The sequence below is a fragment of the Arthrobacter globiformis NBRC 12137 genome, assembly GCF_000238915.1.
Classification (GTDB): Bacteria; Actinomycetota; Actinomycetes; order Actinomycetales; family Micrococcaceae; genus Arthrobacter; species Arthrobacter globiformis.
The window spans coordinates 174,420-186,396 of record NZ_BAEG01000037.1; the positions used below are offsets into that span (position 1 = coordinate 174,420).

General features: G+C 63.8%; 10 protein-coding genes. 8 read left to right on the top strand and 2 right to left on the bottom strand.

Features of this window, described 5'->3' with window-relative positions; all coding sequences use genetic code 11:
* Positions 1 to 382 precede the first annotated feature (382 nt).
* Entirely contained in the window at positions 383 to 1,051 is a 669-nt protein-coding gene (locus ARGLB_RS06765; RefSeq protein WP_003800453.1) for a GntR family transcriptional regulator, read from the bottom strand.
* A gap of 241 nt (positions 1,052 to 1,292) precedes the next feature.
* Here ARGLB_RS06765 and ARGLB_RS06770 point away from each other — a divergent pair, with 241 nt between their 5' ends.
* The 8 genes from ARGLB_RS06770 to ARGLB_RS23560 all read left to right on the top strand — a co-directional run bounded on the left by ARGLB_RS06770 (position 1,293) and on the right by ARGLB_RS23560 (position 10,973).
* Entirely contained in the window at positions 1,293 to 2,465 is a 1,173-nt protein-coding gene (locus ARGLB_RS06770) for an ABC transporter substrate-binding protein (RefSeq protein WP_003800455.1), read from the top strand.
* 39 nt (positions 2,466 to 2,504) lie between these two features.
* Positions 2,505 to 3,554, top strand: a complete 1,050-nt coding sequence (locus ARGLB_RS23835; protein WP_003800457.1) for an ABC transporter permease — start codon at positions 2,505 to 2,507, stop codon at positions 3,552 to 3,554.
* The gene (locus ARGLB_RS23840; protein WP_003800459.1) at positions 3,533 to 4,276 is read left to right on the top strand and encodes an ABC transporter permease; all 744 of its coding nucleotides are present in this window, start codon (positions 3,533 to 3,535) and stop codon (positions 4,274 to 4,276) included. The genes ARGLB_RS23835 and ARGLB_RS23840 overlap by 22 nt, the downstream gene beginning before the upstream one ends.
* A complete protein-coding gene (locus tag ARGLB_RS06780) occupies positions 4,269 to 5,399 on the top strand; it encodes an ABC transporter ATP-binding protein (protein ID WP_003800461.1) in 1,131 nt (376 codons plus the stop codon). Before ARGLB_RS23840 ends, ARGLB_RS06780 begins: the two co-directional genes overlap by 8 nt.
* 143 nt (positions 5,400 to 5,542) lie before the next feature.
* Entirely contained in the window at positions 5,543 to 8,179 is a 2,637-nt protein-coding gene (gene acnA / locus ARGLB_RS06785; protein WP_003800462.1) for an aconitate hydratase AcnA, read from the top strand.
* A 138-nt stretch (positions 8,180 to 8,317) separates the two neighbouring features.
* Positions 8,318 to 9,556, top strand: a complete 1,239-nt coding sequence (locus ARGLB_RS06790) for an NADP-dependent isocitrate dehydrogenase (RefSeq protein WP_003800465.1) — start codon at positions 8,318 to 8,320, stop codon at positions 9,554 to 9,556.
* Between the two features lie 42 nt (positions 9,557 to 9,598).
* Positions 9,599 to 10,687 carry an isocitrate/isopropylmalate dehydrogenase family protein gene (locus tag ARGLB_RS06795; protein WP_003800467.1) on the top strand — a complete coding sequence of 363 codons (1,089 nt, stop codon included), beginning with the start codon at positions 9,599 to 9,601 and terminating at the stop codon, positions 10,685 to 10,687.
* Positions 10,688 to 10,754: 67 nt separating this feature from the next.
* Positions 10,755 to 10,973, top strand: coding sequence for a hypothetical protein (locus ARGLB_RS23560; protein WP_003800469.1), 219 nt, complete (start codon positions 10,755 to 10,757; stop codon positions 10,971 to 10,973).
* Between the two features lie 40 nt (positions 10,974 to 11,013).
* Here the strand turns inward: ARGLB_RS23560 and ARGLB_RS06805 are convergent, their stop codons facing one another.
* Positions 11,014 to 11,934: an AEC family transporter gene (locus ARGLB_RS06805; RefSeq protein ID WP_003800471.1), complete on the bottom strand. Its 921-nt coding sequence runs from the start codon at positions 11,932 to 11,934 to the stop codon at positions 11,014 to 11,016.
* Positions 11,935 to 11,977 lie beyond the last annotated feature (43 nt).

The following is an 11,977-nucleotide window of genomic DNA, read 5'->3' on the forward strand; positions in this document are numbered from 1 at the left end:
CAGACAGCACCGTCCCACTTCTCCCTACTGAGCTTGTCATCCGGCGGTCTTGCGGCTGCTGACGTTATACGCGGGGATCACGTTCCCGCCGGGAAGGCACCTCACCCAAATTTGACCTGGCGCAGTTACGCGGAGGTCGGGCCGTGCCCCGCCTGGTGACCTGCCCGCGAAGACCCGGCTAAGCACTTGGGCCCTCGAACTGGCGTTTCCCGTTCTCTTCCCACGTACTCACCCGCACGTACCCGATCCGCCGTCCACCACCGGCACCCCCAACCCTCATCCTGTCAGGTTGCCCTCTAAGCCCGTCCAAGAGAAGGTCAAGATCATCGGCCACACCCGTCAGCCTGGGGTGTAGCCCAAATCAACTTCCCGCCCTTGCGCCCTAGTTTTTGGTCAGCACTGCGATTGCGCGGCGTCCCAGGCTGCCCACGACGTGTCTCTGCATGATTTCCCGGGCACGAACCGCGTCACCGCTTATAACTGCCTCGGCAATCTGGGTGTGTTCTTCCTGGACGCGGATCCGGTCTTTTTCTGAGTCCTTTTGGCCCTGAAGCCCTATCTGCCTGTAGCGGTCTGCCTTGTCCCAGAGTCCCTCGAGGATGCCGATAAGGAGAGGGTTGTGGGAGGCCGTGTAGATTGCCCGGTGGAATTCCCGGTGGGCTGTCATGGCCGCGAGGTCGGCGGCGTCCTGCAAGGGTGTCAGTTGCTTGAGTGCCTGCTCGATGTCGGCGATGTCTTCCGGTGTCCGGCTTTCCGCGGCGAGACCGGCTGCCAGCGGGTCCAGATTTTCGCGGATCACGTAGAGATCCTTGGCTTCCTCTGGGGTGAGGGAAGCTACCCGGGCGTCGCTGTGCGATTTGAGCTCCACCATACCCTCGGCTGCCAAGCGGCGCAGTGCCTCACGCAACGGGGTGGTGCTGACGCCGATTTCCTGCGCCAGCTTCGACTGGCTCAGCACTGAACCCTGCTCGATGTCCCCGCTCAAGATGCGCCGTCGCAACTCCTCGTACGCGTATGCGTTCTTGGTGAGTATGGGGGAAGCCTGTGCCACCGGTTGCTCCTTCATGCTGGGGGTCGTCCCCGTTTTTGGTACCAAAATCCCTGCGATGTTACGGGCTATAACGCTGAGCCTAATTCTGTCACCTCGCCATGTCGGCTCTGCTCGGGAATTTCGCGCATTTTGCCCTCCTCTCTTGCAAGCTATAGGTTATAGGCTACAGTGGGTGAGGCGGATCACATGAATGCTCTTGCCCGTCCCCCATTCCGTTGCATTGCTCAAAGGAGAGACAACCATGACGGTGTCCACCCCCCGTTCCAGTTCCCAGCCCAAACTTCGGATGTTCGCCAGGTACGCCACCGTCGGCGTTGCCTCAGCCCTCGCACTTACTCTCGCCGCCTGCGGAGGCTCAGCGCCTGCAGGTAGCCCCGCTCCCGAAAATTCGATTGCAGCCGGGCAGTACCCCAAGTACTACCCGGCCGACTACAAAGAGCTCGTGGCAGCGGCAGAGAAGGAAGGCGGCGAGCTCACGATCTACTCGAACACCGACCAGGAAAACTGGGCGCCGGTGTTCCGGGACTTCAAGAAGAAGTACCCCTTCATCAAGGACATTTCTGCGAACAACCTTGGCTCCGATGAAGTGTTCCAGCGCGTGCTGAGCGAAAACGCCACGGGCAGCTCGCCGGCGGACATCCTGGTCACCAACGCGGCCGGTGCCTGGGCAGATTTCGCCGCCAGGGGCGATGTCCTGACCCAGTACTCCTCGCCGGAGCTGACCAAGGTTCCGGAGTTCGCGAACCTGCTTCCCGGCGTCACGGCGATGTCAGCTGACGCCATGACCATCACCTACAACACTGCCCTGATGACTGAGGCCCCTACAGGCCTGGCATCACTGGCGGATCAGGTTAAGGCAAACCCCTCACAGTTCCAGGACAAGATTGGGATCCGCGACATAAAGAGCGCCTTCGGATTCACGATCTTCCATGCCCTGACCAAGGACAAGCCCGCAGCGTGGGACTCTCTGGCGACCATCCTTCCCCTTTCACGCCCCGAGAGCTCCTCTGCCACTGAAAAGGTCCTGGCCGGCGAGTATGCCGCCAGTGCCCTGGTCAGCGCCGCCCCTGCCTTCCCTGTGGTGAAGGATTCCGGCGGCCTGTTCAAGATCGCCCTGCCCGATGACGGCACCGTGGTTTTGCCCCGCGGCCTCGGCATTGCGGCGAAGGCTCCGCATGCTGCCACGGCGAAGCTCTTCATGGACTTTACACTGTCGGCCGAAGGCCAGCAGGCGGTTCAGGAAGGCGGGCTGTCGTCCTTCCGCGAAGGCGTCAAGCCGGTTGAGTTCACCTACACGTACGCCGACATCGTCAAGGAGGTCGGGGAGGAGGACATCATCTCCGTTCCCTACGAGAAGGTCTCCGAGGCAGAAACGGCTGCCTTTACCGAGCGCTGGAACAGCCTCAAAAAGTAAGCACCCCCGACTGACCACGCAAGGACCGGAAGACATCTCATGACAACAATCCCCGAAACCAAGCCGCCGGCCCAGGCGGTCGCGCCACGGCCGGAATATCCGGCTCCGAAGTATCGCAGGATCCTTGGTGCTGACCGCAGCCAACTGCTTTTCTGGGCAACCATTATCATCCTGGCCCTCCTGGTCCTTGCCCCCGTGGTCCCCACCCTGTACCAGTCGGTGATGGACCGCCCTCTGTACGAGGAGGGCGGTCTGTTCACCGCAGAGAACTACGCACGGCTCTTCACCGAAGCCGACTTCGGCTCGGTGGCGTGGAATACGATCCTGTTCGCCGTCATGACAACGGTCATGACGCTGCTGATCGCCGTCCCGATGGCCATCGTGGTCATCCGGACGAACATTCCGGGCCGGAAGTTCTTCGGCGCGGCCATGCAGTGGCCGTTCTTCATCTCCTCCCTGATCCTGGGCTTCGGCTGGATCACCATGTACGGCCCGGCCGGCTTCGCCAGCGTAGAGGTCCGCCGCGTCCTGGGCTTCCTGCCCTGGGACCTGTACACCCTTCCGGGCATGGCACTGACCGAGGCGGTTGCCCTGGCCCCCATCGCCTACCTCTTTTGCGCCAATGCCCTGCGGAACTCTGATGCCTCCCTTGAAGGTGCCGCCCAGACCGTGGGCGCGGGACCGTTCCGGATCCTGTGGTCGGTCATCATCCCGATGCTCCGCCCTCCGATTGTTTACAGCTCGGTGCTGGTTTTCAGCATGTCCATCGAAACCCTCTCCATCCCGTTGCTGTACGGCCAGCCCGTGGACATCACTGTGTTCGCAACCTTCCTGTACAAAAACGGGCTGCAGTCCATCGATCCCGACTACGGGATCCTGGGTGCCGCGTCGACCATCATCCTGCTGGTCACCGTCCTGCTGGTCGCCATCCAGGCCAAAATGCTCAAGGACGCCAAGCGCTTCGTCTCGGTCCGCGGCAAGGCAACCCGCCCCGCCTGCTGGACCTGGGCTGGATCAAATGGCTGGCCGTCGCGTTCATCACCATCTACGTTGTCATCGGCGCGCTGGTGCCGATCCTGGGCCTGGTGATGCGGTCCTTCACCAGGATCTTCACCCCCCTGCAGAACCCGTTCCTGTCCATGACCATGGGCAACTACCAGCGCATCTTTGAATTCCCGGCTTACGTCGGCTCGATCCGCAACAGCCTCATCGTCGCCGGTGTCGGCGCCATCCTGGTCAGCGTCCTGGCCGTGGTCGCCGTCGTCGTCTCCAAGCGGTCCACGTTCCGCTACCGCAAGGTCATCGAATACCTGGCCCTGGCCCCGCAGGCCATGCCAGGCCTGATCATCGGCATCGGCCTGTTCTGGGCCTTCGCGTTCATGCCGTTCAACACCGGCACCCTGCTCCAGGGCACCCTCTGGGCCATCATCATCGGCTTCGGGCTCCGTGCCTTGCCCAGCGCCTTCGGCTCCATCTCCCCGGCGGTTATGCAGATCGGCGAGGAACTGGACAACGCCGCCCGCGTCAACGGCGCAGACTGGCTGAAGATGTTCCTCCGCATCCTGGTCAAACTCCTCACTCCCGCCTTCGTCGCCGCGATGGTCCTCACCTTTGTCGTGATGATGAAGGAATACTCCCCGGCGATCTTCCTCGGCTCGGCCGATACCGCCGTCATCGGCACCACCATGCTCGAGCTCTGGGTCCAGGGCAACACCGGATCGGTGGCCGCCCTGGCCACTATCCAGATCGTTATCACCGCAGTCTTCGTCGGCGTCGCCGGCCTGCTTATGAAAGGTAAGAAAGATGCCTGATGTCGCCGTCAAGAACCTCCGCAAAGACTTCGGAGGAGTCACCGTCCTCCACGAGGTCAGCTTTACCATCAGGGACGGGGAGTTCTTCACCCTCCTGGGCCCCTCGGGCTGCGGAAAATCCACGACTCTGTCCTGCCTCGCCGGCTTGGAGCAGCCCACCTCAGGCTCCATCGCCGTCGGAGATACCGTCCTGGTCGATGACTCCTCCAACAAGTTTGTTCCGCCGGAAGAGCGCAACCTCGGAATGGTGTTCCAGTCCTACGCCCTCTGGCCTCACATGACCCTGGCGGAGAACCTGGCGATGCCGCTGAACATCCGCAAGGTCTCCAAGGCTGAGCAGAAAACCCTGATCCACGACGCGCTGGAGAAGGTGGGACTGGCCCACCTTGCACACCGCTACCCGCACCAGCTCTCCGGCGGACAGCAGCAGCGCGTCGCCCTCGCCCGCGCCCTGGTCTACTCGCCCAAGGTCCTGCTCCTGGACGAACCGCTCTCCAACCTGGACGCCAAGCTCCGCGAACAGGCCCGGATCTGGCTCAAGCGCCTCCAGTCCGAGCTCGGCATCACCACCGTCTACGTCACCCACGACCAGGAAGAAGCCCTGGCCATGAGCGACCGCATCGCCGTCATGTCCAACGGACACATGCTCCAGGTCGCCCCGCCCCACGAAATCTACGAACGCCCCGCCACCGCGGAAGTCGCCGCCTTCATCGGCCGCTCCAACTTCATCGACGGCACCGTTCTCGCCGCCCACGGCGGCGCAGCAACCGTCCGCCTCGAAGAAAGCGGAGAAACCATCAACGTCGCCGTCAGCGAGCAGGCAACCACCGGGGACCTCGTCACCGTGGCCTTCCGGCCCGAGAAGGTCTTCCTGACCAACAGAGGCGCCGAGCTGCCCGCCGCCGCCATCGTCCTCAACGCCGACATCATCACCACCTCCTATGTCGGGTCCCGCTACGAATACGACCTCAAATACGGCAGCAAAACCCTCCTGGTCGACAGCACCACGGGCGGGTTGACCGGAGCGGTCCGCCTGGTGGTCCCGGCTGAGGCCGTGCGCCTCTATCCCCGCGCGAACGTGGTATCCAAGGATGTCGCCGAACTGATGGCTGTCACCCACTAGTCAGCCCCAGGAATCCGGCGGGGAAGCCAGCCCTGAGCAACTTCCCCGCCGGGCGCCGAAAAACTTCCACGGCAATACCCCTCCAGCAGCGGGTTATAGCCCATACCTAACACAGGCCCAATCCTGTTCGAGAAAGTGTCCTCATGAGCATCGCCACCGCCGCCGGTTCCCACCCCTCCGTAACCCGCCTCGAAGTCAACGGCGAGGTGCTCCGCGCGGTGGACATCGAAGGCGCTTTCGGCCCGGACTATCCCCGCCTCCCCATCGTCCTTCGGCTCCTGGCGGAGAACGTCCAGCGGAACATGACAGGCCATGAGCGTGACCAGGCCATGGACGCCCTGCGCGGCTGGCTTGACTCCGGGACGAGCACCGCCGAAATCGAGTTCCTTCCGACCAGGGTGCTGATGCACGACACCACCAGCACGCCCGCCCTGGTGGACATCGCCGCCATGCGTGACACCCTGGCCGAGTGCGGTGAGGACCCCATGGCATTGAACCCGCTGCTGCGCGTGGACGTTTCCATTGACCATTCACTTGCGGTGGAGGAATACGGGCGCCCCGACGCGGCCGCCCGGAACATCAAGCACGAGATCCGGCGGAACCGTGAACGCTACCAGTTCCTGAAATGGGCGTCGAAGGCGATGAACGACGTTCACATCAACCCGCCGGGCACCGGCATCATGCACACCATCAACCTCGAACAGCTCGCCACCGTCGTCACCACCATCGAAAAGGACGGGGACCGGTGGGCTGTCCCGGACATGATGGTGGGCACCGACAGCCACACTCCGATGATTAACGGTCTCGGTGTTCTCGGCTGGGGCGTCGGCGGCCTGGAAGCCCAGACCGTCATGTTTGGCATGCCCGCCACTCTCCGGATCCCCGAAGTCGTGGGGGTCAGGCTCACCGGGGAGCTGCGCACCGGTACCCTCGCCACCGATCTGGCACTGACCATCACCCACCGGCTGCGCGAAGTCGGCGTCACCGGTGAGTTTGTTGAGTTCTTCGGCCCCGGCGTCTCAACGCTGACGGTGGGGGAGCGGGCTGTCGTGGCGAACATGGCACCCGAATACGGTGCCACTACCGGGTACTTCCCGATCGACGCAATGGCCCTGGACTACCTTGCCGGCACCGGCCGCACCCCGGAACAAACCCGCCTCGTCGAGGCTTACGCCAGGCAGGCAGGGATCTGGTTCGATTCCGAAGCAAGTCCCGCCTACACCAAAGTCATCGACATCGACCTGTCCACCATCGCCATGCACGCCGCCGGGCCCCGCCGCCCCCAGGACCTCCTGCCCTTCGGCGGCATCCGAAACGCCCTGGAACAGGAGACCGGACCGAAGCGCCGCGGTACCGGGCCGCTACCGGAGTTCCCCGTGGCCCTGGCCGCGATCACCAGCTGCACCAACACCTCCGACCCGCGTCTGCTGATCGCTGCCGGACTGCTGGCCCGGAACGCCAGAAAGCGGGGCATGAAAGTCCCCGAATGGGTTAAGACCTCCCTCGCTCCCGGTTCTCCCGCGGCCGCCAGTTACCTCAAGCGCGCCGACCTGACCGAGGACCTTGCCTCCGTGGGTTTCGACATTGTCGGTTTCGGCTGCACAACCTGCATCGGCAACCCAGGACCCCTGACACCGGTGGTTGCCAAGGCCCAGGACGACGGCGGGAGCGAGCCGGTGGCCATCCTGTCCGGAAACCGCAACTTCCCGGGACGGGTGCACCCCGACGTCGAACTCAGCTTCATCATGTCACCGCCACTTGTCGTCGCCTTCGCCCTGGCCGGTGACGCCAAACGCGACCTCAGCGCCGAACCCCTCCAATATTTGGAGGACGGCACCCCCGTCTACCTCACAGACCTGTGGCCGGCGCGCGAAGAGATCGACGCGCTGGTACTGAAAGCCAACGACCCCGCAGATTTCCGCCGCGACTTCGCCATCGCCAGCCGGGACCCGCAGTGGCGCCGCGTGGAAGCCCCGGACGGCGCACAGTACCCCTGGGATCCGGCATCAACAATCCTCCGCAGGCCTCCCTTCGCGGCAATGACCGAAGGAAGCCTCCTGGGCCAATATGCCGCCCATCCGCTGCTGGTCCTCGGCGATGACATCACCACCGACCACATCTCCCCGGCCAGCGCCATCCCGCCTACCAGCAATGTGGCGGACTTCCTCGTGGCCAGGGGAGAGGACCGTGCCGACCTGAACGTCTTTGCGTCCCGCCGCGGCAACTGGGAAGTCATGGTCCGCGGCGCCTTCCACGCCAAATCGGTCACAAACCTCCTCCACCCTGAAGCCCCTGTCGCCCAGACGATCCACACCCCTTCGGGCGAAACGATGCCCATCTGGGACGCCGCCCAGCGATACCGCGAAGAAGGCGAATCCGTCGTCATGGTAGCGGGGGAGCGCTATGGCATGGGTTCCTCCCGCGACTGGGCGGCCAAAGCCCAGCGACTGCTCGGCGCCCGGGCAGTCATCGCCGCCAGCTTCGAACGGATTCACCGTTCCAACCTCATCGGGATGGGAATCCTCCCGCTCGTCATGCCAGCCGATATGAGGGAAAAGCTCCTGAGCCTTGCACCCGGCGACCGGATCAGGCTCGACGCCCGCGAAGAGCTTATCCATCCCCGAGCCGACATCGCAGCGGCCATTGTCCGCAGCGACGGAACAGAAGAGCCCTTCACAACCACAGCTGCCGTGGAAACCGGGCTGGAATGCGAACTCCTCGCCGTGGGCGGGGTCATTCCCATGATCCTCCGCCGGACCCTGAACCACACGTGCAGCTGATGGCGGCACCTGCGCCCATCAGAACAAGGAGCAATCATGCGAATCCATCACCGTCAAGCATGGTCTTCAGGCACAAGCGCGCAGGCCAGAGACCAAAATCCTCAACACCCGGAAGCCCCACCAACAGCAAGGACAATTATGAGTGCGTTCGAGAAAATTGATGTCGTGGGTTCTGTGGTGGAGCTCGACGGCGACGAAATGACCCACGTCCTGTGGCAGTTCATCAAGGACCGCCTCATCACTCCCTACTTGAACATCAAGCTGGAGAGTTTTGACCTCTCCCTGGAGAACCGGGACGCGACCGATGACCAGGTGACCTTGAATGCCGCGCATGCCATCCGTGAACACAAGGTAGGCGTCAAGTGCGCCACCATCACACCCGATGAGGCACGGGTGCAGGAGTTCAAGCTCAAGAAGATGTGGCCCTCGCCCAACGGAACAGTCCGCAATGTCCTGGGCGGAGTCCTGTTCCGCGAACCGATCATCATCTCCAACATCCCCCGGCTGGTTCCCGGCTGGAACAAACCCATCATCATTGGCCGGCACGCCTTTGGCGACCAATACCGCGCCACCAACTTCAAAGTCCCCGGGCCGGGGACGCTCACCTTGACCTTTACACCCTCCGATGGCAGGGAGGAGATCAGGCAGGAAGTGGCCACCTATCCGGAGGGAGGCGGCGTGGCAATGGGCATGTACAACTTCAACGATTCCATCCGCGACTTCGCCCGCGCATCCTTCTCCTACGGGCTGCAGCGAAACTACCCCGTCTACCTGTCCACGAAGAACACCATCCTCAAGGCCTACGACGGGCAGTTCAAAGACCTGTTCCAGGAGGTGTTCGACGCCGAGTTCAAAGACAAGTTCGACGCCGCCGGGCTGGGTTACGAACACCGGCTGATCGATGACATGGTTGCCTCAGCCATGAAATGGCAAGGCGGCTACGTTTGGGCCTGCAAAAACTACGACGGCGATGTCCAGTCAGACATCGTCGCCCAGGGGTTCGGCTCGCTCGGACTAATGACATCCGTGCTCATGACCCCGGATGGCAGCACCGTTGTGGCGGAGGCCGCCCACGGCACCATCACGCGCCACTACAGCCAACACCAGCAGGGCAAGCCCACCTCCACGAACCCCATCGCCTGCATCTTTGCCTGGACCGGGGCCCTGCGGCACCGCGGCAAGCTCGACCAGACACCGGACGTGATCCGCTTCGCCGAAACCCTTGAAGAGGTAGTAATCGAGACGGTCGAATCCGGAAAGATGACCAAAGACCTGGCACTTCTCATCGGGCCCGAACAGCCCTGGCTCACAACAGAGGAGTTCCTTGCAGCCGTTGATGCCCGCCTTGCAGCCTCGCACCTGCCGGTCACCGCTTAGATTGCGACCGGGCAGACACGAAAAGGAGGAGAAGGAAGCCCCGTGACTGAATCCAAGCAGTACCAGCTGGCCGTCCTGAACGGCGATGGCATCGGCCCGGAGATCGTGCCCGCATCCGTGAAGATCCTCGACGCGGCCATGGCCGCAGCGGGTGCCCCCGCGATCGCCTGGACCGAACTGCCTTTGGGCCGGAGTGCGATCGACACCCACGGCACCGCCGTCCCCGCCGAAACCCTCGAAGCGCTGAACAATGTCGACGGCTGGCTCCTGGGCCCGCACGATTCCGCCTCCTACCCGGAACCGCACAAGTCCGCGCTGAACCCCTCAGGCACGATCCGCAAGCACTTCGGCCTGTTCGCCAACATCCGCCCCTCCAAGGCGTTCCCCGGCGGGAACGCCATCGTCGAAGGCACCGACCTGGTCATCGTGCGCGAAAACACCGAAGGCTTCTACGCTGACCGGAACACCTTCGCCGGGACCGGCGAATTCATGCCCACTCCGGACGTGGCCATCATGCACGGCATCATCACCCGCGCCGCGACCGAACGCATCGCCCATTCGGCGTTCCAGCTGGCCCGGTCCCGGTCCAAGCAGCTGACCATCGTGCACAAGGCCAACGTGCTGAAGATGACCACCGGCCTGTTCCGCGATGTCTGCAAAGAGGTCGCCGCCCAGTACCCGGACGTGTCCGTGAACGACTTCCACATCGACGCGATGACCGTGCACCTGGTCCGCCGCGCGAACAAGTTCGACGTGATCGTCACCGAGAACATGTTCGGGGACATCCTCTCGGACCTCGCCGGTGAAGTCGCCGGATCCCTGGGCATCGCCCCGTCGATCAACTCCTCGGACACCCACGCCATGGCCCAGGCCTCGCACGGCTCGGCCCCGGACATCGCCGGAAAGAACATCGCCAACCCCATCGCGATGATCCTCTCCTCCGCGATGCTGCTGCGCTGGCTCGGCGCGAAGTTCGGCGACGAGAAGGTCCTTGCGGCTGCCGAGCTCGTCGAAAAGGCCATCGAGGCCACGGTCTTGGACGGCACCGCGACCAAGGACATGGGCGGAACTTCTGGCACCAGCGAATTCGCCGACGCCGTCGCCGCCCACATCACCATCCGGGGCGTTTGACCCTGCCTTCCTAAACATCTCCACTGCGGCCCGGGCGCCGGCTTGCGAGTTCTGATCCAGGAGCTTGATGTTCGCCCTCCAGGAAGCCGCACTGCCCATAGCAGGCGATGAGCCGATGGCGGAGGCGGCCGGTCCCATCATGGAACGCCTCGCGACCGGCGAATACCCCCACCTGGTCGAGATCGCCACCCAAGTCGTCATGCAGCCCGGCTACGACTACGCCAACGAATTCGCCTACGGGCTGGAATTGATCCTCGACGCGTTGGAGCCGGCACCGGCTGGCTAGCTGCTGTTACTCCGACCCGCCGCGCGGAAGACCAACTGACCTACCCCACAGCCCACGCCACAACCACCAGCGTTCCCACGCACAGGATGGTGGTGCAGAGGATCACGTCTCGGGCCACGCTCATGCCCCGGCCGTAGGGGGAGGCGAAGAGGAAGACGTTCTGGGCGGTAGGGAGGGCCGCCATGATCACGCTGGCCAGCAGGTGCTGCCCCTCCAGTCCGAAGACAAACCGGCCCAGCAGCCACACAATGAGTGGCATGCCGGCGATCTTCAGGAACGTTGCCACCAGGGTCTCGGTCCGGCCGTCGTCTTTCTGCAGCGGTGCGCGGCCGGCCAGCGACAGACCAAAGGCGAGAAGCACCATGGGGACGGCCCCGCCGGCCAGCATGTCGATGGGCTTCTGCAGCAGGTCCGGAGCGTTCCAGCCGGTCACGGCCACGGCTACGCCGAGCGCGGAGGCGATGATCATCGGGTTGGACAGCGGCTGGAGCAGCACTTTCTTCCACGAAATCCGGGCACCGGCGAAAATCCCCAGCAGCGTGAGGTAGAACGGCGCCATGACCAGGAGCTGCACCAGGAGCACCGGCGCCACGTGCTGGGCGGTGCCGACGGCGTACAGCGAGACCGGAATGCCGATGTTGTTGGCGTTGGCGTAGCTGCTGGCCATCGCGCCGACCGCGGTCTCCGCAGCAGGCCGCCGGAAGAACAGGAAGCTCAGCAGCCAATAAAGAAGCCCCACCGCCGCTGCCGAAAGCAGCGCCAGCGGGGCATCGGTTCCGAGTGCCGCCCGGATATCCGAGCCGGCCACCACGGTATACAGCAGGGCGGGGTTGGTGACGTAGAAGGCTGTGCGGGTCAGCGCACCCTGCACCTCGGGCCCCAGAATGCGGAACCTGGCAGCGAGGTAACCGACGGCGATGACTGCCGAAACGATGAGAATTCCGGAGACAACGCCGCCCACTCTTGACCCTTCTATTCATGCGTATTCCGCACGGCCGGCCCCC

Excerpts from the sequence above, each read along its gene's own strand:
- ARGLB_RS06780 (WP_003800461.1), top strand. The coding sequence starts at position 4,269 with ATGCCTGATGTCGCCGTCAAGAACCTCCGCAAAGACTTCGGAGGAGTC.
- ARGLB_RS06790 (WP_003800465.1), top strand. The coding sequence starts at position 8,318 with ATGAGTGCGTTCGAGAAAATTGATGTCGTGGGTTCTGTGGTGGAGCTC.
- ARGLB_RS06770 (WP_003800455.1), top strand. The coding sequence starts at position 1,293 with ATGACGGTGTCCACCCCCCGTTCCAGTTCCCAGCCCAAACTTCGGATG.
- acnA (WP_003800462.1), top strand. The coding sequence starts at position 5,543 with ATGAGCATCGCCACCGCCGCCGGTTCCCACCCCTCCGTAACCCGCCTC.
- ARGLB_RS23835 (WP_003800457.1), top strand. The coding sequence starts at position 2,505 with ATGACAACAATCCCCGAAACCAAGCCGCCGGCCCAGGCGGTCGCGCCA.
- ARGLB_RS23560 (WP_003800469.1), top strand. The coding sequence starts at position 10,755 with ATGTTCGCCCTCCAGGAAGCCGCACTGCCCATAGCAGGCGATGAGCCG.